Origin of the sequence: Edaphobacter lichenicola (assembly GCF_014201315.1) — a bacterium.
In the GTDB taxonomy this organism is placed as follows: Bacteria; Acidobacteriota; Terriglobia; order Terriglobales; family Acidobacteriaceae; genus Edaphobacter; species Edaphobacter lichenicola_B.
Map to the genome: position 1 here is coordinate 320,110 of NZ_JACHDY010000006.1, position 21,643 is coordinate 341,752.

General features: G+C 60.5%; 22 protein-coding genes and 4 tRNA genes. 12 read left to right on the forward strand and 14 right to left on the reverse strand.

The genetic code is table 11. From position 1 onward, the window contains the following. Window positions 1-6: 6 nt before the first annotated feature. The gene (gene allB / locus HDF09_RS18610) at window positions 7-1,353 is read right to left on the reverse strand and encodes an allantoinase AllB (protein ID WP_183768954.1); all 1,347 of its coding nucleotides are present in this window, start codon (window positions 1,351-1,353) and stop codon (window positions 7-9) included. Window positions 1,354-1,412: 59 nt separating this feature from the next. Here allB and HDF09_RS18615 point away from each other — a divergent pair, with 59 nt between their 5' ends. After that, the gene (locus HDF09_RS18615) at window positions 1,413-1,886 is read left to right on the forward strand and encodes a nucleoside deaminase (protein WP_183768955.1); all 474 of its coding nucleotides are present in this window, start codon (window positions 1,413-1,415) and stop codon (window positions 1,884-1,886) included. 3 nt (window positions 1,887-1,889) lie between these two features. Beyond that, entirely contained in the window at window positions 1,890-3,200 is a 1,311-nt protein-coding gene (locus tag HDF09_RS18620) for a homoserine dehydrogenase (RefSeq protein ID WP_183768956.1), read from the forward strand. A gap of 47 nt (window positions 3,201-3,247) precedes the next feature. Here HDF09_RS18620 and moeB read toward each other — a convergent pair whose 3' ends face one another. The 4 genes from moeB to HDF09_RS18635 form a co-directional block, all read right to left on the reverse strand. Continuing rightward, the gene (gene moeB / locus HDF09_RS18625; protein ID WP_260181784.1) at window positions 3,248-4,471 is read right to left on the reverse strand and encodes a molybdopterin-synthase adenylyltransferase MoeB; all 1,224 of its coding nucleotides are present in this window, start codon (window positions 4,469-4,471) and stop codon (window positions 3,248-3,250) included. A 90-nt stretch (window positions 4,472-4,561) separates the two neighbouring features. After that, window positions 4,562-4,849 (reverse strand): MoaD/ThiS family protein, encoded by a 288-nt coding sequence (locus HDF09_RS20945; protein ID WP_260181785.1) that lies wholly within the window; start codon window positions 4,847-4,849, stop codon window positions 4,562-4,564. Continuing rightward, on the reverse strand, window positions 4,846-5,349 hold the full coding sequence (locus tag HDF09_RS18630; protein WP_183768957.1) for a M67 family metallopeptidase: 504 nt from the start codon (window positions 5,347-5,349) through the stop codon (window positions 4,846-4,848). Before HDF09_RS18630 ends, HDF09_RS20945 begins: the two co-directional genes overlap by 4 nt. A 5-nt stretch (window positions 5,350-5,354) precedes the next feature. Further along, complete coding sequence (locus HDF09_RS18635; protein WP_183768958.1) at window positions 5,355-6,290, reverse strand: PLP-dependent cysteine synthase family protein; 936 nt, start codon at window positions 6,288-6,290, stop codon at window positions 5,355-5,357. Window positions 6,291-6,393: 103 nt separating this feature from the next. Here HDF09_RS18635 and HDF09_RS18640 point away from each other — a divergent pair, with 103 nt between their 5' ends. Continuing rightward, a complete protein-coding gene (locus HDF09_RS18640; RefSeq protein ID WP_183768959.1) occupies window positions 6,394-6,807 on the forward strand; it encodes a hypothetical protein in 414 nt (137 codons plus the stop codon). A gap of 33 nt (window positions 6,808-6,840) precedes the next feature. On the opposite strand, the gene rsmI is transcribed toward HDF09_RS18640, so the two are convergent. Then, window positions 6,841-7,734, reverse strand: coding sequence for a 16S rRNA (cytidine(1402)-2'-O)-methyltransferase (rsmI, locus tag HDF09_RS18645; RefSeq protein WP_183768960.1), 894 nt, complete (start codon window positions 7,732-7,734; stop codon window positions 6,841-6,843). Further along, entirely contained in the window at window positions 7,734-8,924 is a 1,191-nt protein-coding gene (locus tag HDF09_RS18650) for a CBS domain-containing protein (protein ID WP_260181786.1), read from the reverse strand. Before HDF09_RS18650 ends, rsmI begins: the two co-directional genes overlap by 1 nt. Between HDF09_RS18650 and rsmD the strand changes: the two genes are divergently transcribed. Beyond that, window positions 8,914-9,513: a 16S rRNA (guanine(966)-N(2))-methyltransferase RsmD gene (gene rsmD / locus HDF09_RS18655; RefSeq protein WP_260181787.1), complete on the forward strand. Its 600-nt coding sequence runs from the start codon at window positions 8,914-8,916 to the stop codon at window positions 9,511-9,513. The genes HDF09_RS18650 and rsmD overlap by 11 nt on opposite strands. Here the strand turns inward: rsmD and HDF09_RS18660 are convergent. Genes HDF09_RS18660 through thiL form a run of 3 tightly spaced genes read right to left on the reverse strand, consistent with a single transcriptional unit; the run spans window position 9,455 to window position 12,348 of the window. Continuing rightward, window positions 9,455-10,072, reverse strand: coding sequence for a hypothetical protein (locus tag HDF09_RS18660; RefSeq protein ID WP_183768963.1), 618 nt, complete (start codon window positions 10,070-10,072; stop codon window positions 9,455-9,457). The two genes, rsmD and HDF09_RS18660, sit on opposite strands and share 59 nt — an antisense overlap. Then, complete coding sequence (locus tag HDF09_RS18665) at window positions 10,069-11,205, reverse strand: cystathionine gamma-lyase (protein WP_183768964.1); 1,137 nt, start codon at window positions 11,203-11,205, stop codon at window positions 10,069-10,071. The genes HDF09_RS18660 and HDF09_RS18665 overlap by 4 nt, the downstream gene beginning before the upstream one ends. A 48-nt stretch (window positions 11,206-11,253) precedes the next feature. Beyond that, the gene (gene thiL / locus HDF09_RS18670) at window positions 11,254-12,348 is read right to left on the reverse strand and encodes a thiamine-phosphate kinase (RefSeq protein ID WP_311719977.1); all 1,095 of its coding nucleotides are present in this window, start codon (window positions 12,346-12,348) and stop codon (window positions 11,254-11,256) included. Between the two features lie 223 nt (window positions 12,349-12,571). On the opposite strand from thiL, the gene HDF09_RS18675 reads away from it, so the two are divergent. Together HDF09_RS18675 and HDF09_RS18680 are read left to right on the forward strand one after the other, a co-directional pair. Further along, on the forward strand, window positions 12,572-13,600 hold the full coding sequence (locus HDF09_RS18675; RefSeq protein WP_260181799.1) for a M23 family metallopeptidase: 1,029 nt from the start codon (window positions 12,572-12,574) through the stop codon (window positions 13,598-13,600). Window positions 13,601-13,880: 280 nt separating this feature from the next. Continuing rightward, entirely contained in the window at window positions 13,881-15,377 is a 1,497-nt protein-coding gene (locus HDF09_RS18680; protein WP_183768965.1) for an HD-GYP domain-containing protein, read from the forward strand. Between the two features lie 74 nt (window positions 15,378-15,451). Here HDF09_RS18680 and HDF09_RS18685 read toward each other — a convergent pair whose 3' ends face one another. From HDF09_RS18685 to HDF09_RS18700, 4 genes are all read right to left on the reverse strand, one after another. After that, a complete protein-coding gene (locus HDF09_RS18685) occupies window positions 15,452-16,771 on the reverse strand; it encodes a PQQ-dependent sugar dehydrogenase (RefSeq protein WP_183768966.1) in 1,320 nt (439 codons plus the stop codon). Then, window positions 16,764-17,450 (reverse strand): histidine phosphatase family protein, encoded by a 687-nt coding sequence (locus tag HDF09_RS18690; RefSeq protein WP_183768967.1) that lies wholly within the window; start codon window positions 17,448-17,450, stop codon window positions 16,764-16,766. The genes HDF09_RS18685 and HDF09_RS18690 overlap by 8 nt, the downstream gene beginning before the upstream one ends. An 8-nt stretch (window positions 17,451-17,458) precedes the next feature. Beyond that, window positions 17,459-18,460, reverse strand: a complete 1,002-nt coding sequence (locus HDF09_RS18695; RefSeq protein ID WP_260181788.1) for a hypothetical protein — start codon at window positions 18,458-18,460, stop codon at window positions 17,459-17,461. 157 nt (window positions 18,461-18,617) lie between these two features. Continuing rightward, complete coding sequence (locus tag HDF09_RS18700) at window positions 18,618-19,451, reverse strand: hypothetical protein (RefSeq protein WP_183768969.1); 834 nt, start codon at window positions 19,449-19,451, stop codon at window positions 18,618-18,620. Window positions 19,452-19,681: 230 nt separating this feature from the next. Here HDF09_RS18700 and HDF09_RS18705 point away from each other — a divergent pair. The 6 genes from HDF09_RS18705 to HDF09_RS18730 all read left to right on the forward strand — a co-directional run. Next, window positions 19,682-19,757, forward strand: a tRNA-Thr gene (locus HDF09_RS18705). Window positions 19,758-19,934: 177 nt separating this feature from the next. Further along, window positions 19,935-20,021: transfer RNA gene (locus HDF09_RS18710), tRNA-Tyr, on the forward strand. A gap of 272 nt (window positions 20,022-20,293) precedes the next feature. Next, window positions 20,294-20,368, forward strand: a tRNA-Thr gene (locus tag HDF09_RS18715). A gap of 82 nt (window positions 20,369-20,450) precedes the next feature. Beyond that, window positions 20,451-20,525 (forward strand) — tRNA-Gly (locus HDF09_RS18720). A gap of 46 nt (window positions 20,526-20,571) precedes the next feature. Next, complete coding sequence (locus HDF09_RS18725) at window positions 20,572-20,889, forward strand: hypothetical protein (protein ID WP_406705049.1); 318 nt, start codon at window positions 20,572-20,574, stop codon at window positions 20,887-20,889. Between the two features lie 107 nt (window positions 20,890-20,996). Beyond that, window positions 20,997-21,643: GTP-binding protein (locus HDF09_RS18730; protein ID WP_183768970.1), on the forward strand; the 647-nt coding region annotated here is incomplete at its 3' end.

Below are 21,643 nucleotides of genomic sequence, written 5' to 3' on the forward strand. Positions count from 1 at the left end.
TGCCTACTATAACTTGACCTCTCTGCCCTGAGGAGTCGAGGCGAAGGTGCCTTCGTGATACACCGGTTCTCCGCGTAGATAGGTGGCTCTTACTACACCGCGCAGGGTTTCGTTGAGGTAGGGCGAGATGGTGTGGCGGTAGTGCAGCTTGTCGGGTGTGACGGCGAACGTTGCTTCGGTGTCGAAGCGGACGAAGTTGGCGTCACGACCGGGTTGGAGTGCGCCTGCCTGGTGAGCGAGTCCGGCGAGGGCTGCGGGTGCGCTACTCATCCAGCGCGTGATGTCTTCGAGCGAGTCGCCGCGATTGGAGCAGTCGGTGTGGATGATCGAGAGCGCGAGGGAGAGGCTGGCGATGCCGCCCCACGCTTGATCGAAGCGGCCGGTGTCGGTGTGCTTCATGTCGGGCAGGCAGGGGGAGTGGTCGGTGACGATCATGTCGATGGTTCCGTCGTGGAGTCCGCGCCATAGGCCACGCTGATTTTCCTTGCTGCGAATGGGAGGCGCGCACTTCAACAGAGTTGCACCTTCGGCAATCTCTTCAGCCGCGAAGTGCAGGTAGTGGGGGCAGGTCTCGACTGTGATGGGGAGGCCTTCTTTGCGGGCGGAGTTCAACTCGGCCAGGGCGAGCGCGGTGGAGAGGTGAACGATGTGCAGGCGGAAGCTGTACTGGCGGCAAAGCCGGATCATCAGGCGAATGGCCTGGAGTTCGGCTTCATCGGGGCGCGACGTCAGGTAGGTTTGGTACTGTCGCCAGTCTGCGTTGCGAAGAGATTGGGTCGCTGCGTCGATCGGGGCGGCTAACTCTGCGTGCACGAGGAGAGGGAGGTCGGATTGGGCGATGGATGGCAGTGCGGCTTCCAGTTGTTGCTGGTCGATCATGGTGAAGCCGTCGCAGCCGGGATAGATGAGAAAGCATTTGAAGCCGCGGACTCCGGCTTGTGCGAGGGGAAGGATGTGGTGCTGATTGTCCGCGACTGCTCCTCCCCAGGGTGACCAATCGACGAAACATTCGCCCTTTGCGACCTCGCGCTTCTCTTCGAGTGCGGCTACGGTGGTGGTCTCGGGGAGACAGTTGAGCGGCATGTCGATGAGCGTGGTGTAGCCTCCGGCTGCTGCGGCGCGGGTTGCGGTGTGGAAGCCCTCCCATTCGGTGCGCCCTGGCTGGTTGATGTGGACGTGGGTATCGACGAGGCCGGGGAGGAGAGCATCGTTGCCGCAGTCGTGAAGGATGGTGTCAGCGGGGATCTCTGACAGACGGCAGATGGCGCGTATGGTTCCGTCGTCTACGAGGAGCGCGCCGGGTTGCGTGCCCTGTGGGGTGACGATGCGTTTTGAGAGAAAGGCATGTGCCATAATTTGATTATTCCGTTTACTTCCGCCGCGCAGAGTGTGACCTAAGGATACCGAGTCGAATGCAGGGCAACCCAGTCTTCATGCAGAGAGCGATCGCGCTGGCAACGGAGAACGTCACCTCCGGTCGCGGAGGGCCGTTTGGCGCAGTGATTGTGCGCGACGGCGAGATCGTTGCTACGGGCGCGAACCGGGTCACAGCGACCAACGACCCGACGGCGCATGGCGAGATTGTAGCAATCCGCAATGCTTGCCAGACGCTTGGGACGTTTCTGCTGACGGGATGCCATATCTATACCAGCTGTGAGCCTTGTCCGATGTGTCTTGCTGCGATCTACTGGGCGCACTGCGAGGCGATTTTTTATGGGAACTGTGCCGCCGATGCTGCCGCGGCTGGTTTTGACGATGCTTTTCTCTACGAGGAGATGAAGCTGCCGCTCGATCAGAGAAAGATTCCTATGGTAAATCTTCTGCCGGAGCAGGCGATTTCGAGCTTTGAGGCCTGGCGTGAGCACGCCGGCAGAATCGACTATTGAGAGATGACGACGAAGCGGAAGAAGAGTGTTGCGGCAAATAAAGTGGATTCAGTCGTGAAGGTTGCGCTGCTTGGGTTTGGCACGGTGGGTGGATCGGTGGCGCGGGTGCTGTCCGTGTCGAGGTTTCCGGGTGTGCAGCTGACGCATATCTTCAACCGCAATGTGGATCGGAAGCGTAGCTCTGAAGCTGCGAAGTTGGTGCCAGCTTCGGTGGTGTGGACCGATAGCATCGATGTGATTCTGCGGTCGGATGTTGACGTTGTGGTTGAGTTGATGGGCGGCCTGAACCCGGTGGAAGGATGGCTGCGCAAGGCTCTTGCTGCCGGCAAGTCTGTGGTTACGGCGAATAAGCAGCTCATCGCGTATCGAGGGACCGGGTTGGCGAAGTTTGCTGCGCAGCATAACGTCCACCTGTTGCATGGAGCGGCTGTTGCGGGTGGTGTGCCGGTGATTCCGGGGATGCTGCAGGGGCTGTGCGGCGACCAGGTGACGAGACTCAGCGGCATTGTGAACGGCACCTGCAACTACATTCTGAGCCGGATGGAGGCTGGCGCGGACTACGCGACCGTTCTGGAGGATGCGCAGCAGCTTGGCTATGCGGAGGTTGATCCCTCTGCCGATGTCGATGGCTACGATGCGCGGGCGAAGCTTTGCATTCTGTCGCGCATTGCGATGCACGCTGAGTTGGACCCGGATGCGGTGGCGATACAGACGATCTCGGCGATTGAGGCGATCGATTTTTCTTATGCGAAGGAGCTGAACTGTACCATTCGCCAGGTTTCGCGGGCTGAGCTTGACGGAAAGCTGGTGCATGCGCGGGTTGCGCCGATGCTGGTTCCGCTGGCATCGCCGATGGCGTGGTCGCATGGCACACAGAATATGGTGGTGGTGAGCGGTAGGTTTGGCGGCGATGTTGTTTTTTCGGGACACGGTGCGGGCGGCGAGCCTACGGCGGTTGCGGTGGTGTCGGACCTGCTGGCCGTTGCGCAGGATTGCAGGACGGTACAGCTGCCGGTGCGAAGGCGTGAGGTGACGGGAGATTTTCTGGCACCGCACTATCTGCGATTTGTTGTTGACGACAAGCCGGGAATTGTCTCTGCGATTTCGGGGGCGCTCTCGAAGGTGGGAGCTAATATCGATTCGCTGCTGCAGCGGCGGGGATATCCGAAGCATCGGCTTCCGTTTGTGGTGACGACGGAACCTTGCCTGAGCTCGACGATTGAGCGGGCTTTGGCTTCGGTGGCGCGGATGGATTGCATGTTAGAGAAGCCGCTTTGTTTGCAGATGCTGGAAGTGGAAGACAAGGCAGAATAAAAGCGGCGCAGGGTGCGTGCGCCGCTTCTTTCGTTGCTGAGTGTGGGTTAGTACTTGGGCAGCGAGGGGTCGATCTTGTCGGCCCAGGCAAGGATGCCGCCGGTTAGATTCGATACGTTGGTGAATCCCGCCTGCTTGAGGGCGAGGGCGGCTTTCTGGCTGCGAGCGCCGGACTTGCAGTGGACGACGATCTCGCTGTTCTTTTTGTCGGCTAGTTCGGCGGTGCGAAGGGCGATCTCTCCGACCGGGATGAGCGGCGCGCCGAGGTTTACGATCTTGTACTCGTGTGGCTCACGAACGTCGAGGACGAAGACGTCTTCCTTCGCGTCGAGCTTGCGTTTCAGCTCCTGGACAGAGATCTGCGGGATGCCATCGACGACGGGAAGGTCGCTGACTGCCTTGTCGCGTGCGACTTCGAGGGGACCGACTTCGCTGGGTGGGGTGATGCCGCAGAACTGGTCGTAGTCGATGAGTTCGGTCACGGTTGGGTTTGGTCCGCAGACTGGGCACTCGGGATTTTTGCGCAGCTTGAGGGTGCGGAAGCTCATGCCGAGGGCGTCCACGAGGAGCAGACGACCGATCAAGGGCTCGCCGATGCCGAGGATCAGCTTGATGGTCTCGGTGGCCTGGATGACTCCGACGAGGCCGGGGAGAATGCCGAGGACACCGCCTTCGGCGCAGGAGGGAACCAGGCCCGGCGGTGGCGGCTCGGGGTAGAGGCAGCGGTAGCAGGGGCCTTCCTTGGTGCCGAAGACGCTGGCCTGACCCTCGAAGCGGAAGATGGAGCCGTAGGCGTTGGGTTTACCGAGCAGAACGCAGGCGTCGTTGACCAGGTAGCGGGTCTGGAAGTTGTCGGTGCCGTCGGCGATGACGTCGTAGTCTTTCAGGATCTCGAGCGCGTTGGCGCTGGTGAGCATGGTGTTGTGCTTGATGACGTTGACGGTGGGGTTGAGGCCCTTGAGCATGATCTCGGCGGAGTCGACCTTGAGCTTGCCGACGGTCGCGGTGGAGTGGATGATCTGGCGCTGCAGGTTGCTGGCGTCGACGGTGTCGAAGTCGACGAGGCCGATGGTGCCTACGCCGGCGGCTGCGAGGTAAAGGGCAAGGGGTGCTCCCAGACCTCCGGTGCCGACGCACAGGACCTTGGCGGCCTTCAGCTTCTGCTGACCTTCCATCCCGACTTCGGGGAGGATGAGGTGCCGGGAGTAACGGGCAATCTCGTCATTAGAGAGTCTTGGGAGTTCTACGGTCTCTTCTAGGGCTGTTGGCATTGTCTTTTTCCTCTCCTCTCGTGGAGGCGTCAAAAAATCTTCATCTCGTAAAACTGTCTTAGAACTTAGACGGTTACAAATAGGAAAATTTTAGAGTCGACAGCTCGTACCGCCGGCAATGGAGGGGATGATCGTGAGTTCGTCTGTGTCGGTTGCCGCGGTCTCTTCCTTGTTCGGGAGGTAGCGGATGTCGTCGTCGTTGAGGTAGACGTTGACGAACGAACGGAGCTTGCCCTCCGGAGTGAAGAGGTGTGGCTTGAGTTCAGGGTATTGGACAGTCAGTTGCTGAAAGACGCTGCCGACGGTTGTTCCCGCGACGCTGACGGTCTCGAGTCCGCCTGTGTAGGCGCGCAGCGGGGTGGGGATGTGAATGTTCATGCCTGACCTTTCTGGTTGTGGACCGCAGCTTCGGCGACGTTCGCGGCGATGTCGATTTGAATTGGTTCGTCGTCGAATCTCTTGTCCTCTTCTGTTGTTCCGCTCAGCAGGAAGGAGTTTGTCAGGACAGCCTTGCCCTGTTCGACGCTGGTGATGATGTAGGAGCAGCCCAGCCAGTGGGCTTCTGCGAAGTCGGTCTTGGACCACTGGGCGGGATGGTCGGGATGGGAGTGGTAGAAGCCGACGATGTCCAGGCCGAGGCCGCGCGCCTGGCGCTGAATCTTGACCAGCTCCTGTGGGGCGATCTGATAGCGGTTGTGGGCGGAGTCGGTGCGGGTGTTGCCGGCACGGACGATCTGTTGGACGTGATTGACCGCCGCGGCGCCATTGCCCTCGCCGGCGACGTTCTTTCCGAGCAGGACGCCGCAGCACTCGTTCGGGTAGGTCTCTTCGCCGTGAGCGCGCAGGGCTTCGTAGTCAGCGTAGTGGATGCGAAGCATCTGGGTTAGCCCTCCTGCCAGAAGCGTTCGCTCATGTATTTTTCTGCTGAGTCGCAGAGGATGGTGACGATGATTGCCTCGCGGCCAGCGCTGGCTTCCCGCTCGCCGATTTGAAGGGAGGCGGCGACGGCGGCGGCAGAGGAGATTCCGACGAGCAGGCCCTGGTTGCGGGCTAGATTTTTCACCATGTCGTAGGCGGTTTCGGTGGGCATGTCGATGTTGGCGTCGGCGAGTGTGGGGTCGTAGATGCGCGGCACGATTGCGGTTGCCATGTGCTTGAGGCCTTCGAGGCCGTTGAACGGCGAGTCCGGCTGCATGGAGATGCAACGGATTGACGGGTTCAGCTCCTTGAGGCGGCGGGTCGTGCCCATGAAGGTGCCGCTGGTTCCGAGGCCGGCGACGAAGTGGGTCACCTGGCCTTCGGTCTGCTCCCAGATCTCGTTTGCGGTGGTGCGGTAGTGCGCCTTCCAGTTCTCGTCGTTGGAGTACTGATCGGCGTAGTAGTACTTGTCGGGTTCGGCTGCGGCCAGCTCTCTCGCTTTGCGGATTGCGCCGTCGGAGCCGTTGGCTGGGTCGGTCCAGAGAACCTCTGCTCCGTAGGCGGCGAGGTAGCGTTTGCGTTCGGGCGAGACGTTCGACGGCATGCAGAGGGTAACGCGAAAGCCTAACGCAGCACCCAGCATGGCGTAGGCGATCCCGGTGTTGCCGCTGGTGGCATCGAGCAGGCCGCGTGTGTCGCTGAGGAGGCCTCTGCGCTGTGCGTCGGTGACGATGGCGGAGGCGGCACGATCTTTCACCGAGCCGCCGGGGTTCGCCCATTCCGCTTTGCCTAAGATTTGGATTCCGGGCAGATGGGCGCTGAGGCGCTCGAGCCTGACCAGCGGAGTGTGGCCGACGCGGTCGAGGATGCTGGTTCCAAACGGTTTGAGGGTGGTGATCATGCAGCTTCCATCTTCTTTTGACTCATTTGAACAGTTATGCGCCGCTGCGATTGAAGGACTCTCGCGGATGTGCGACAGTTAATCGAGTCTAACGTATTGCCTTATGACGAAAAAGATCCCACAGCGAAACTTCAATGACGTTCTTGGTCTCCTCGGTGGCCAGAGATTCGATGTTGCCCCTGCTCAGGAGGGTGCAAAGCGAACGCCAAATGCTGTCCAGGTAAGGAAATACGGCTGTGCGGCTGAGATTGCCGCGGCTCCGGACGGCACGGTCGAGATTCTGGCTCGGCCGGGGTGGCTGCTGAATGGCGAGATTGCGCGCGTGCTTGACCGGGGGTATCAGAAGTTTCTCAAGACGAGCAAGCTGGAGATTCCCGCGTCGGCGGATCATCTGCGGGCGATCCATGAGTTCACTGAAGAGTTGAACGAAGCGATTGGCGCGACGAGCCTTTACAACCAGGCGCTGGGGACGACCAGCAATGTGTATCACTACGATCGGGTCAAGGGGCGGGATTAGGTTTAGTTGGGAAATAGCCGGGACGCGACGAGGTTAGCGTCGCCGGTTCTGCTCGCGCTGGAGTTCGCGATAGGCTTCGCTCTTGCCGATGCCGCGTTCGCGGGCGACTCGCTTAAGGGCATCCATCTCGCTGATTCCTTCTGACTTCATCATTGCTGAGATCTCTGCGGCGAGGGTGGTTTTCTTGTCTTTCTTGTCTTCGGAGGTGCTCTCGATTGAGGTGGGCGCGAGCATCAGTACTATCTCTCCGCGGACGCTGGCGCGCGTGGCTAATTGGGATCGTAGGTCGGCGACTGTTCCTCGCAAAAACTCTTCATGCAGCTTGGTCAGCTCGCGGGCAATGACGATGTACTGCTCGGGACCAAAGACGGCGTCGATGTCGGCCAGGGTGTCGAGGATGCGGTGTGGGGCTTCGTAGAAGACATGGGTTACCTCGCCTCGCACGAGGTCTTCGAGAGCGGTCTTTCGCTGGCCTGCCTTGGCGGGGAGAAAGCTGTGGAAGGTGAAGCGCTCGGTGGAGAGGCCGCTTGCGATCAGGCCGCTGATTGCGGCGTTTGCGCCTGGGATGGGAAAGACATCGACTCCGGCGGCGAGGGCAGCGGCGACGATCTGGCCGCCGGGGTCGGCTATGCCGGGGGTTCCGGCGTCGCTGACGACGGCGATGCGGGCGCCGGTCTTCAGCTCGGCTATGAGCTCTTCGGTGCGTGAGCCCTCGTTGTGCATGTGATAGCTGACGGTCGGGGTGTGAATCTCGAAGTGATTGAGGAGCTTTTGCGTCTGACGTGTGTCCTCGCAGGCGATACGGTCCGCTTGTCGCAGGACTCGCAGCGCCCGGAGCGTGATGTCTTCGAGGTTGCCGATGGGGGTGGCTACGAGGTAGAGCCCCGGCGCCAGCGGCCGGTCGCCCTTGTCGTGGTGCGCGAGCATTATTCCGGTTGCCGCAGCTTGCGGCGCTGGTTCAGCATGCCCATGGAGAGAGCTAGATTCTGCGGCGTGATGATGCCGACGATGCGGTCGCCTTCGAGGACTGGAACCATCTGCGCGCCCTGGCCGGCCATGATGCGACGGAGCGTCTTGACGAGCGAATCGTCGGGCTGGGCGGTCTGGAAGGAGCGCGTCATAACACCCTGCACGTAGCCGTTGCCGTCGCTTTGCAGGGCGTCCACGATGCTCTGCCGTGAGACGGCGCCGACGAGATTCGATCCACGCACGACGGGAAAGACGTCCTGCAGAGTATGGACGGAGCGTTGGAGTGCGTCTTCGAGCGTGTCGGAGGCCGACAGCATGCTGAACTGCGTGAGCATCACGTCGCGCATCCGCACTGCGTCGACATCGGTTTGCAGCAGGAGGCCCTGATCTTCCATGTGCGCGCCGATCATGAGGAACGCGCCGATCATGACCAGCCACATGTTCGGTGCGAGTAGGCCAGCGACGATAAGGGCGATGGAGATGAACTGGCCCAGACCTGCTGCGGCTCGTGAGCTCTTCATGACGCCTTTGGTCTTGGCGAACTCGCCGCGAAAGACGCGGCCGCCATCGAGTGGTGACGCTGGCAGCAGATTGACGACGCCGAGCAGGATGTTCATCCAGACAGCGGCCCTCAGCAGGTGCAGGGGCGACATCCAGGGCCGCTCGAGGATGCTGACCTCGGGAGCGATTGCGAGCGTCATCGCGGCCAACAGCAGGCCGAATCCGATGTTCGCCGTTGGCCCGATGACGGCCATGCGCTTTTGCATCTCGGGGGTGGAGGCTTTCTCGGTTGCTTCGGTGCTGGCGTAGCTCATCAGGCCGCCGACGGGCAGCAGAAGCACGCTGCGGAGGTCGAGTTCGAACCAGGCTGCCCCGATGGCGCGGGCTACTTCGCGAACGACCACAGCAAGCAGGAGGAGAAGCCAGAGAGCGAATCCTCGGCTCCCGGTGGCACCCGTCATGGAGGCGTAGCTGATCGACAACCCGAGGATAAGGAGGAAGAAGGTGTGAATGCGAACATCCACGCCGAGAAATCTGCCGATCGGAAAAGACCACCCACGCATGTTCACTATTGTATGCGCTGCCGTTACCGGATTCGCATGTTCGCGGCTTAGCATGGGGCTTACCATAGGAAAGATGCGCGTCATTGCAGGTACTTACCGCTCCCGTCAGCTCGCAGCTCCGCGTGGTCTCGAAACTCGTCCTACCAGTGACCGGCTGAGGGAGACGCTGTTCAACATCCTTGCGCCGCGGCTGGAGGGTTGCCGGTTTGTCGATCTTTACGCGGGTACTGGCGCGGTGGGGATTGAAGCGATAAGCCGTGGCGCGGAGCACGTCTGGTTTGCGGAGAACGCTGAGCCGGCGCTGGCTTCGCTGCGACAGAACCTTGCCGCGTTGAAGATCAGTCGCGAGTTTACGTTGGAGGATCGCGGTGTGGGAGCGATGCTGCAACGGCTTGGCAAACTGCCGCAGCCGGTGGATATCGTCTATCTTGATCCGCCGTATGAGGCTGAAGACGAGTACTCCGGCACGCTCAATTTTTTCGGAAGCGTGCGTGGTCGTGCGATTCTTGGCGCGGATGCTCTGGTGATCGCAGAACATGGGAGCAAGTCGAAGCTTGCTTCGCGCTATGGTGCGCTCGAACACACTCGTCAGTTGAAGCAGGGCGATGCAGCGCTCAGCTTTTTTGCCGCTGCGGCGGCTGAGCAAACCCCCCGCCCTGATGATGGCCAGTAAGCAGGTCAACTTCAAAGGCGGCCTCGCGATCGGTCAGCAGGTTCCAACCCATGCCGTGCAGCGTGTTGGCCTCAACGCCGGTGATGCGGACTCCCTCCCAGCTTAGTCGTGCCGTCTCCCACGCTTGTCCGCTTGCACCCCAGGCGATCATCGAGTGAAAGCCGACAAATAAGAGGAGTCCCTGGGACACGAGGGGGCGTGCTTCGACCACCGGCTTCATCTCGAGGTGAGTGCAGTGCTCCGGTTGAGTGGTATCGACGATATAGGCGTAGCCGCCGGCCAGCGCGCACATCTCCTGCGGATTGGGACAGGCAAAGACGCCGGTCGGCATCGCGGAGTTGGTGAAGCCCAGGGCGCAGGTTGCGAGAAATGCTCCTCCGCTGGCTGGGCGAACCATCAGCTGCAACGCGCCGCGGGCCAGAGCATCTTCTTCGCCGGCGATCTGCCTGGGATAGACAAACTGCCGTGCGGGCGCGATGAGGGGCGCGGTCTTGAGGATCTCAGCGGCCCAGTTCTGAGCAAATTTTTCGGCAGCATCTGTCGGCTGATCGAGCATCATTGGGTCGCGTCCAGGGCTTGCGCTATGTCTTCGAGGAGGTCCTCGATGGCTTCGCAGCCGGCGCTCATGCGGATGAAGCCGTCAGGGACTGCGTCGCCGCCCCACTTCGCTCGGCGCTCCGCTGTGGTCGTTACGCCGCCGAAGCTGGTCGCGTCAGTTAGCAGAATCGATTTGGAGAGAAAGGTGTCGGCGGATTTTTTATTTTGTAAGACGAAGCTCAACACCGGGCCGAAGTAGCGCATCTGTTTCTTCGCGATCGCGTGGCCGGGATGCGACGGTAAGCCCGGATAGAAGACGCCTGTCACTTCTTTTCTTGATGCGAGGAATTCGGCGATGCGCTGCGCGTTTTCGCAGGAGCGCTCGAGGCGCAGGGGGAGTGTTGCGATTGAACGCAGCGCGAGCCATGCTTCCATTGGGCCGAGGGCAGCTCCGGTGAGGGTGCGCCATTGGTCGATCTTTGCGCGGAACTCGAGGTCGCGTACTGCGACATGGCCCAACAGGAGGTCGCTGTGTCCGGTCATGGATTTCGTATCCGAGGCGACGGAAAAATCTGCGCCTAGCGCGAGCGGAAGTTGGCCCAGAGGTGTCGGGGTGGTGTTGTCCACCGCGACCAGAGCGCCCGCACGATGCGCTGCTTCGCTGAGCAGGGCGATGTCGCAGATCTCCATGCCGGGATTGCTGGGGGACTCCAGCCAGAGCAGACGTGCGCCATCGAGTAGCTCGGCCTGCGCGTTTCCGGCGGTGGGGGCCATACGCAGTGTGATTCCCATGGGAGCGAAGTACTCCTGCAGCAGGACGCGGGCGGTGTAGTAGGCGTTCGAAGGAAGAACGACGACGTCTCCGGGGCGCAGGACCGCTCCAAAGACCGCGGCACAGGCTGCCATGCCGGAGGCGAAGACAAGCGCGGTGGCCGGGTAGCTTTCGCCTGTAGCAAGCTGCCCGGACTCCATCTGGCCGATGGCTCTTTCGAGTGCGGTCCATGTTGGATTGTGTGAGCGTGCGTAGGTGTAGGGGGTGTCCGCTGGGTCGCCCGGTGTGTGGTACGGCGCGGCAAAGACAGGACCTGCATGCAGCGGCTCGCCGGGGACGGTACGGCTCAGCGTGGAACGGATGATCTTGGTGGAGTCGCGCATAGATTTTTGAGGTGCAGATGCGGGTAAGACCGATTGATGGTAACAGGCTCAGCGGGGTGGCTTTTTAGGCGTTCGGACGGGTTTAGAGAAGTGCTCCCATCCGCCGGGTTTCAACTCAGTGTGGCTGCCGTCTGGAGCGAGCAGAGTCATCAGGGGGTGGCCGGCGCGTCGTGCCTTGAGGGTTCCAATTCGCGTGAGCGGCACTCCTGCGAGAGAGGAGGGCAGTCTGACCGAGGATGGAGCGGCGAAGAGCAGCTCGTAGTCTTCGCCCCCGTGCAACGCTGCGTGCAGGGCGGCTGGGGCATCCAGCTTTCCGGCGAAGGGATGGATCGGGAGTGCCTCCTGTTCGATCTCTGCGTTTACCCCGGAGGCGCGGCAGAGGTGAGCCAGGTCGGTCGAGAGCCCGTCGCTGATATCGAGGCAGGCCGTGGCGAGTCCACGTCGCTGGAGGGCCTCGCCTACGTCCAGACGTGGCTCGGGAAACATGTGGGGATGGTCTTCGGTGGTTTTGGCAGCTTTATTGTTGGGGGTCCGTCGTCTTCGCTTCAGCATCGTGGCCAACTCTGCAGCCGCGCCGCCGAGTTGGCCGGTTACGTAGAGGGCGTCTCCGGGGGAGGCTCCGGAGCGGCGCAGCGCCTTGCCCTTTGGAGCAGAGCCGATCAGAACGATGTCGGCGAGGATCAGGGCACTCCTGCCGCCGGGGGACTCTGAGGTATCTCCTCCTGCGAGGGGGACGCTGTGCAACTCGGCGAGTGCGCGCAGGCCGTTGAAGAAGCTTTTCGTCCAGGTGCGGCCGGCGGACTCAGCCAGCATGGTGGAGGGAAGCGCGAGGGAGAGGAAGGCGGCGATGGGAGTCGCGCCCATGGCGGCGAGGTCGCTAAGTCCGCGAGCGAGGCAGCGATGGCCTACGGACTCCGGCGGATGGGAGTCGCGGCGGAAGTGTCGGCCTTCGAGCGTAAAGTCTGTGGTCACCAATACTTCGCATCCTGGTGGAGGGCGCAGGATCGCGCAATCGTCGCCTATGCCGAGCTTGACCGCGCTGCTGCTGGTGGCAAAATCGCGCCGAATCTGCTCGATCAGGCCTAGCTCTCCGAAGGGGTGGGATGGTTTTTTCATGCTGATGGCAGCATAAACGGTAAGCACAATGTGACTCTTTTGTGGTAGTTACAGGGGGAAGATCTGGTCTATGCTCGTTTGCACGGCGGGTAACTGCTTTGGTACCCTCTTAGAGGACGCTCAAGAGAGATCTGCAATCAGGAATGGCGATTGATGAATTCGATTTGCCTTGTGTGATTTTTTGATTGTAATTTCTTCGAGCCGCGGTTTCGCTTCGCGGTCAAATCTGGGCCAGGGATTCCGATTGAAGCTGAAAAAACGTCACTACATCATGCTGGTCAGCCGCGATGAAGAGGGCAACCTGAGTAAGGTTCCGGTTCCTCTTCACTACGCGTATATCTTTGTGGGCGCGGCGATCATTGGCATGTTTACCATCACCGGGTTGGCTGGGTCCTACTCCCGGATGCTGATCAAGACCGCCCGGTTCAACCAGCTGCGGCAGGACCACAACTCGCTCCAGAAGGACTATGCGCACCTTGAGAAAGCAGCGCATGAAAAAGATATTCAGGCGGCTTCGCTGGGCTCATTGGCGAGCGAGGTCTCGGTGCTGTACGGTCTGACGGCGAGCAAGCTGGCATCGCCCATGGGCAAGCTCACCAGTAAGCCTCATGGCAAGTCGTCGGGAGTGGCGGAGGCAATTGCCACGACGCCGTTGACCAACGGCATGGATTCTTCGGATAACTCGGAGCAGGCTTACTACAAGTCGATCGATGCGTTTTATTCGCTGCGCAGCTCGGCGATGAGCGGCACGGCGACCCGGGCCATCTCCAGTCTCAATGGCCCTGGCTACGTCTCTACCGATCTGCTGGGAGCTGGCAGTCTTGAGGTTGCGTCGTATGTCCCGACGCTCTGGCCGATCATGGGGCCGATCACCAGCAGCTTTGGCCAGCGCGAGGACCCGGTGCTGGGGAACGGCGAAGGCGAGTTCCATACGGGTATCGACATTGGCGCTCCAAATGGGATCCCGATCCGTGCGACCGGGGACGGGATCGTGACGCAGGCGGAGATGTCCAATGGCTACGGGCGCGAGGTCGTGATCGACCATGGGCACGGGGTGGAGACGGTCTACGGGCACATGTCGGGCTTCGCCTGCATCGCGGGACAGACGGTGGTTCGCGGCCAAGTGATCGGCTACGTCGGCCACAGCGGGCGCACGACCGGCTCGCATCTGCACTACGAGGTTCGCATCAGGAGTACGCCGGTGAATCCGCACAAATACCTGCGGACGACGCTGGCGGACCTGGGTACGGAGTTAACGAAGGAACAGAAGGGGCAGTAGTTCCGAGGGAATCCAGACGGCAGGGCTGATGCAGGTTGTCGGCTCTGCCGTTTTTTTGCGCTTCTGGAACGGGCGAGATGAATGGCATGCAAAGGTCCATTCCCGTAACGGGAGAACGCCTGGGTTCAATCCTGTTGTGCACCATTTGGGTAATACCCACCCCGGTTTGCCGCCGATATATTCACCATGAACATTGAAGTCCTGCAATAGATCGCGTCTGTCAGCCCTGGAAAAGAACGACCTTAATTCCATTCTGGCTTCACGAGAGAACGAGACATACATGGCGCAGACCTCAGCGGCTTTTCGACGTAATATGCGGGGCTTTGACGGATGCATCTCCCTGTCGGAGATCATTTCGGCGCTCTCCTATGCGCTTGACCTGACTGAAGGCGCGGTGCATGGCCATGCGCTTCGCAGCTGCCTGCTGGGCATGCGCATCGCCGAAGAGGTTAAGCTTCCGTCGGACCAGACCAGCAGCCTCTACTTTGCACTCCTGCTGAAAGATATCGGCTGCAGCCGCAGCGCCAGCCGCATGAGCCAGATTCTTGCCGGAGATGATCGTGCGGCGAGAGCAGCGGTGAATTTTGAAGACTGGAGCAGGCCGCACAAGCCGAGTCTCTCTACACTCAAGCTCCTCTGGAGCCAGGTTCTTCCCGACGCGGGTCGCGTTGTCCGGGCCGCCAGATCCTTCAAGAACGGAATCACGCGTTACCAGAGTTTTGAGAGGCTGTCACCTCGTTACGACCGGGGAGCCAGCATCTTGAACGAACTCGGCATGGGGCCTATTGCTGCCGAGGCTGTTCGCAGTGTGGACGAGCGATGGGACGGGAGTGGCTATCCGGACAGCCTGAAGGGAGAGCAGATTCCCTTGTTGGCTCGCATCTGCGCTATCGCGCAGCATTTGGATCTTGTCTCTGCCGCAGCCGGGGCGCAGAGTGCGATCGACACCCTGGAAGAGCGCAGCGGCACGTGGTTCGATCCGCAGCTGGTCCGCATCGCAGGATCGCTGCACCGCCGTGGGGCGCTCTGGAATAACTGCTCCCCCGCGGATGCAGAGCAGGATACGCGGCAGGCTGTTCTCGACCTCGACTCGGGCAAGCGGCACCAGTTGGAGTCCAGCCAGATCGATCGGATCTGCGAGGCGTTTGCGGATGTGGTGGATGCGAAGTCTCACTTCACCTTTCGACACTCGCAAGGGGTTGCCGATGCGGCGTTCGGCATTGCGCAGGCGATGGGACTTGCGGCAGACCGCGCACAGTTGGTTCGCAGAGCGGCCTTGCTGCATGACATCGGCAAACTGGGCGTCGCCAATGCGATTCTCGACAAAAAGAGCCAGCTGAGCGCCGAAGAATGGAAGGCAGTGTACGAGCATCCGCGAATTACACGACGGATTCTGGAGCGGGTTGCACCCTTCCGCGAGATGGCGGTCATTGCAGGGGAGCATCATGAAAAGCTTGACGGCTCGGGCTACCCCGATCATTTGAAGGGGCCGGATCTCTCGGTTGAGTCTCGCATCGTTGCTGTTGCGGATGTGTACGCGGCGCTCTCGGAGGATCGTCCTTATCGAGCGGGTATCGAGCTCGACGAGACCCTGTCGATCATGTCGAAGCTCATTCCGGTCCAGCTCGACGCAGACTGCTTCGAGGCGCTGGTCTCGGTGGTTTCGAGCAGGCGGGAGATCGCTTCGGTCCATGCGCCCCAGGTTGCGAACGCGACGCTGGGTTATCCCTTCAAAAACAGGGGCTTCAAAGATACAGCTTTTGAAAGTGCTCTCTGACACAACAGCTCAGAGATGCCTACAAAACAAGAACGGCCGAAGATCTCGGCCGTTCTTTTATTTTGGGATAGTTTTTATTTTCCTGTGTAGCTGACGTGCCAGATCGTATTCGAGCCATCGTCGGTTACGAAGAGTGAACCGTCCTTCGCCACGGTGACCCCGACCGGACGGCCCCAGACCTTGCCATCCGAGGTGACGAATCCGGTCAGGAAGTCTTCGTACTCTCCTGTCGCGTGGCCGTCGTGCATGGGGATGCGGATGACCTCGTAGCCGGAGCGGTGGGCGCGGTTCCAGGAGCCATGCTCGGCTGCGAAGCCGTCGCCGTCATAGGCGGAGGGGAACTGTTTGCCGGTGTAGAAGACCATCTCGAGCGAGGCGAAGTGCGGCTGCAGGATGACGTCAGGCGTGATGACCTTGTTCTTCAGCTCTGGGTGCGTGCCCACGAGGCGCGGGTCCTGATGCCCGCCCATGTAGTACCAGGGCCAGCCGTAGAAGCCGTCCTCCTTCACGCTGGTGATGTAGTCGGGAACGAGGTTGTCGCCGAGGCGGTCACGCTCGTTGGTGGAGCACCAGAGCTGGCCAGTGGTTGGGTTGATGGCCTCGCCGACGCAGTTGCGAAGACCGCTGGCGTAGACCTTGATGAACTTTCCTTCCGGGGTGAACTCGAGTACGTCGGCGCGGTGAAACTCGTTGGGGTGAGTGTCAGGATCGTCCGCGTTCGAGGCAGAGCCGACCGAGACGAGCATCTTGCTGTCGTCGGGAGAGAAGACGATGTCGCGGGTCCAGTGTCCGCCGCCGCGGAGCTGGGCGAAGCCGGGGAGCTGGGCGACGATGGTCTCAGGCTTTCCGGTTGCAACCAGGTCGCCGGACTTGTAGGGGAAGCGGACCACCGTCTTGGTGTTGCCGACGTAGACCCACTTGGGGTTGGGGCCGGTGGGATAGAAGGCGATGCCGAAAGGAAGATCGAGGTCGGAGGCAAAGGTGGAGACCGTCGCTGCCTTGCCGTCAGCGCCCACGCCGCGGAGGACCATGATCTTGTCGCCGTGGGAGTCGGCTAGGAAGATATCGCCGTTGGGAGCGGTGCGCATCAGCCGAGGCTCTTTGAAGCCCTGCGCGTACATCTCCACCTTGAAGCCGGCGGGCGCGACCGGCCATGCACCTTCGGGACGGGGGACGACGCTGGGGCCGTTGTCGACGGACTCGTCCGGCTTGGGCTGTGGGAGGTCGGCCAGGGTGATCTTGCGGCGGACGCCGGGGTGCTCCTGCGTGTAGTCGGCGAAGGCGGACGGCCCGGTGATGACGGCGCCGGACTGTGCGAACACAGAGGTCGGCAGCGCAGAGACCAAGGACAGCAGAGCCAGGACTCGAAGAACGGAGGGAGTAGAGCTATGCATGAGACGTTTCTCCTTGGAGCGTGAAAGCGGTTAGATGCTGCTGCCCGACCATTCGAAGTTGACCGTTGATCACCTCGAGCTCGACTACTTCGAGGTTCTCGATAAAGTTGACGAAGTGAAAGCGTCGAAAGTTTGACATCAGCTGCCGATCGGTCGCATTGGGGAAGAGTAAAAGAAGGCGGATGGCCTGCATGAAGAGGCCGTGGGTGAATACGGCGATGCATCCCTCTGATTTCAATTGGGCAAGCCGTTTAAGGGTGTCGCGGGCGCGGCCGATGAAGTCGCTGAATGACTCGGCTCCGGGGCCATCGGAGTAGGACGGGTCGTCTCGCTCCCAGAACTCCAGAATGTGCGGCATCTGCTGCTCTTCGCTGGTGCCGTTGTGTCGCGCAGGGTTTAGATAGTGGAACTCCTGGATCGGCCACTCCTCAATCGGCACCTCGGGATAGCGCTGTCGGAGCGGGACCGAGGTCTGCTGAGCTCGGAGATACGGTGAGAGGAGAAACAGTGTCGGTGTGCAGGGGAAGGTGTCGGCGAAGGCCTTTGCCTGGGCGTGGCCAAGCTCCGTCAGGGGATTGATGATGTGGTCGGGTGGAATGCCGCCTGCATTCGCGACGCTCTGGCCGTGGCGAATGAGCAGGATTCTGGTTGGCTGCTGCACGTCAGTCGTCTCTGTCATCTCGGTCGTTATGGCTGAAGATCGGGGTTGGGCGCTGCGAGTTGCTTGACGAGTTCAAGCGGGATGTTCGCCGTTAGAACGGCACGATCTTTGTGCTGTTCGATCTTCGTCGAATCAGTCAACTCGCGGAATGCGGCGTCGGTGGTGGGGTGAGGCTGGATCTGCGCCTGTGCCTGCTGCACGGACTTCATGAGCGTTAGCAGGGACGCGAGAGTTTCAGTCGCACGGGCCGCTTCAGCATCGGTGGTGGCGATCTGTTCAATGCGCAGGTGAATCGTACCGAGATACCGCAGGCTGGCGACAAAGGTGGTGTCTTCCGGCAGAGGGAGTTGCAAGCCGAACACGCTGATGGAACCTCGCTCGGAGAACGGAAGACCGATGTGGCCGATCGCCCAGACGCTCGAAAATGCAGGCACATCGCGGTAGCGCGCCGACAGTAGCGACGAGCCTGAAAACGGCGACGCCGCCGAGCGATGCCGATCGAGAATGGAGTGAATCTGTTCGACCGTAGGCATGTTCGAGGCGGCGATGGTGTCGTAGCCGAGCTGCGAGATCCGCAGTGGCCGCGTAGCTTTGTCGTCGCCGACGCGGACAGTAAAGATATCGTGGCCCGCATACGTCTCCTTCGCCGTAGCGATCGAGGCGAGGTAGCGTGCCAGGCGATCACCATCAAAACGGCCCTCGAAGACCTCGGAGTAGCCAACCGGCCCGTTGGGACCGTTGGGGTCGTCCATACGGTGCAGAGCGAAGGCGACGGAGTCGAGATCGCGCTCGGGCACGATGCCGGTTGCGTCGATAAACTGCTCATACTCGGGGGTGCGGTTCACCGGCGAGCGATCAAAGTGAGTCGCTGCCCGCAGCGGTTTCAGGTTGGCGTAGACGATCGCGTCGGACTCGGGTAGCAGTCGCGCGACCTCCGGCGGAGCGGCCTTTCGCAGCACCAGCGCGACCACCAGCGCGGCCATCAACGCCAGCATCAGCAACAGAGAGTAGCGTGTGCGCTTATGCATCAGGGACATAGCCGTTCGGGCAAAGTGTCAGCATGGTCAGTACGATTCACGAACTGCAGCGCCTCAAGCAATAAGCATAGCCCATCTTGGGCCATTGCTTCGGTTGTGGTTCGTCGTCGTGCAAGTTGAAGAAGAGTTGCGAGGCTGTGCGGCAAATTTATTCCACGATCGCGAAGGTGTAGATCTTTCCCCCGTTGGTGACGTTGCCTGTTCCAGGTGGCAAAATGCCGAACTCGCCGCCTGCGACGTTGTTTTCCACGGTAAATTCGTAGGTGCGCGGGGCGGTTCGCACTGGCTTGAAGGGGACCTCGTCCCGGTCTGCTCCTCCACTGGAGTGGAAGACGCCGCCAGTAAGGATTCGGAACTCACGGTTGCTGGAGTTGAGGCGGAAGCGAACGAAGGTGTACTCGCTGGCCGCGACGCCCTCCGGCGTGTAGAGCAGAATTTCGATCGGACGCTTCAGCGCGAGCGCCGATTCACGGCCATTGACGCGGCCGTTGCGATCCTGCTTGATGATGCCGTTGGTCACGGTTGACTTGATGAATCCGCCGGACTTGATATGAACGATCTCTGGATCGATCGCGGTCCACCTTCCAGCGCGGTCTTTGTAATAGACGCCAATCTCATTGACGTCGGAGAGAACGACAGGCTTCTCGGTCTCCGGCACATTGGTGATCTGTCGTCGACTCTTGTTCATCATTGCGGCGATGACGCGGTCGGAGAGTCCAGCCGTCTTGAGCGCGACCAGGGCGTCAGCGTCGGTGATATATCTCCCAGGCTGTGTGTTGATGGTTTGAATGATCAGGTCATCGCCGAGGCCCGCCTTCACCATCTTCACCACCGAATCGTTGTTCATGACCGCGGACTTGGGCGACGATGTTGTCTGCGAAGTTGTTTGGGGGCCTTCAATCAACTGGGGGGCATCGCCTGTGCTCTGCGCCACTACTGGCAAGGTGCTGAAGAGAAGAGAGAGTAGAAGCAAAAAGCGCATGAATTTTGTCCGACCGGGTCCCAGGATTGAAAGAGAAATGCTCGCATAGCCTAGCATGGCGGCGCATTTTGGACGCATTCGGCGACGGCTCGGTGAGCGGAGGAGATCCGCACCTTGCAATCCATTGCTCCCATGTGTCCGCTATGCTAAAGTTAGGTCTGCGGCGCACTCTGCGCGGGCACTGCTGCGCGTCAGGCGGCTGAGCTTACAGAGAGCAAATTGCTGTTTGGGCTGGCGTAGCTCAGCTGGTAGAGCATCTGATTTGTAATCAGAGGGTCGGGGGTTCAAGTCCCTTCGCCAGCTCCAGTTTCAAGCAGCGGGAAAAGAAAGACGGATTTGGTTGTACTGCTTGCCGTTCTGGCGCTGCAGGCCTCCTGGTCATTCCTTCAAGGGTAAGTAGCCGCCCGATTCGCGGTTTAGAATCGAGGTGCGGGCTTGAGAGATTGAGATGAGGGCTGCGCGCTGGGCATCAAGCGGAGATGTGCACAGGTGGCCGAGTGGTTAATGGCAGCAGACTGTAAATCTGCCACTCTTCGAGTTACGGAGGTTCGAATCCTCCCCTGTGCACCATAATTTTGTACTGCGGTTGTGGAAGGTTGCTGTAACTGGTGAGTGTTGTGGATCTGAGTCCGGCAAGCAGCGGAAGAATGTGGATCGCGCTGGTTGTGCTGGGGTTGTTGGCGATAGCGGTCTGGCAGACAATAGAGCCGGGCAAGTATCAACAGCTGACCTGGATCCTGTTAGGTTTTTTTGCCTTCCGTGTCATACTCGGACGGCTGCGTTCGCGGTAAGATTGTTTGGTAAAAAGTTTTAGCAGATTTTTTTTGCGTGTTTTGTACAACGCTGGCGTAGCTCAGTGGTAGAGCACTCCCTTGGTAAGGGAGAGGTCGAGAGTTCAAGCCTCTCCGTCAGCTCCAGATTTGTTCCGAGCGGGCCGTCAAGACCGCGATCCAGCAGGAAAACCTGCTGACTTGCCAACTTGCTGACTCGCTGCTGGAAGCGGGAGTAACTCAGTGGTAGAGTCACAGCCTTCCAAGCTGTTGGTCGCGGGTCCGATTCCCGTCTCCCGCTCCAAAGATTGAAAGACGCGGTCCGCAATGAGGGATCGCAGGAGAGTGTGTTGAGCAGTCTGTATCAGCAACCCGTACTTACGGTCTCCGATCCGGAGACCTTCAACGCGGTGAAGGCAGCAGTAGAAGCCTCCTTCTCTTCCGGTCGTGTGGCGGATTTCCTTAAATCGCTGGAGCGGTCGAAGCTGCGCATACGCGACTTCGAGACGGTTCTGGGCAAAGGAAACCTGGGAGCAGCTACGCAGGCCGAGTACAACAGGCTGGGCAACTCCGATCAGGGCCAGATTCGCGAACTGTATCTCGCCAGCCTGGAGCAGGTTGCACCGGAGCTGCGAGAGAAGTTTTTCAAGTTGTACGCGTACTACTGAGACAAACCCCCCGTTTCTCAAGTTTAGTTTTTCGCTTTTAGCTTTCGTTTGAAGTATTCACCTGAACCCCGGTGCACGCGCCGGCCAACACGAGGAGACGAGCAGTCATGGGCAAGGAAAAGTTTGACCGGTCAAAGCCGCACGTAAACATCGGGACGATCGGGCACATCGATCATGGCAAGACGACGCTGACGGCGGCGATTACGAAGGTGTTGAGCAAGCACAACCCGAACAACAAGTTTCGTTCGTTCGACACGATTGACAACGCTCCTGAGGAGCGCGAGCGCGGTATTACGATTGCCACCTCGCACGTGGAGTACGAGACCCCGAACCGGCACTACGCGCACGTGGACTGCCCGGGTCACGCGGACTACATCAAGAACATGATCACGGGTGCGGCGCAGATGGACGGGGCTATTCTCGTCGTCGCGGCCACCGACGGCCCGATGCCCCAGACCAAGGAGCACGTTCTGCTGGCGCGTCAGGTTGGCGTTCCCTTCATCGTGGTGTTTTTGAACAAATGCGATGCGGTTGAGGACGAAGAGCTGATCGAGCTGGTGGAGATGGAGGTTCGCGAGCTGTTGTCGAAGTACGACTACCCTGGCGACGACACTCCGATCATCCGTGGCTCTGCGTTGGGCGCGCTGAACGGCGAAGCCCAGTGGGAGGCCAAGATCGACGAGCTGATGGCGGCGGTGGACAAGTACATTCCGCAGCCTGAGCGTGCGGTCGACCAGCCGTTCCTGATGCCGAT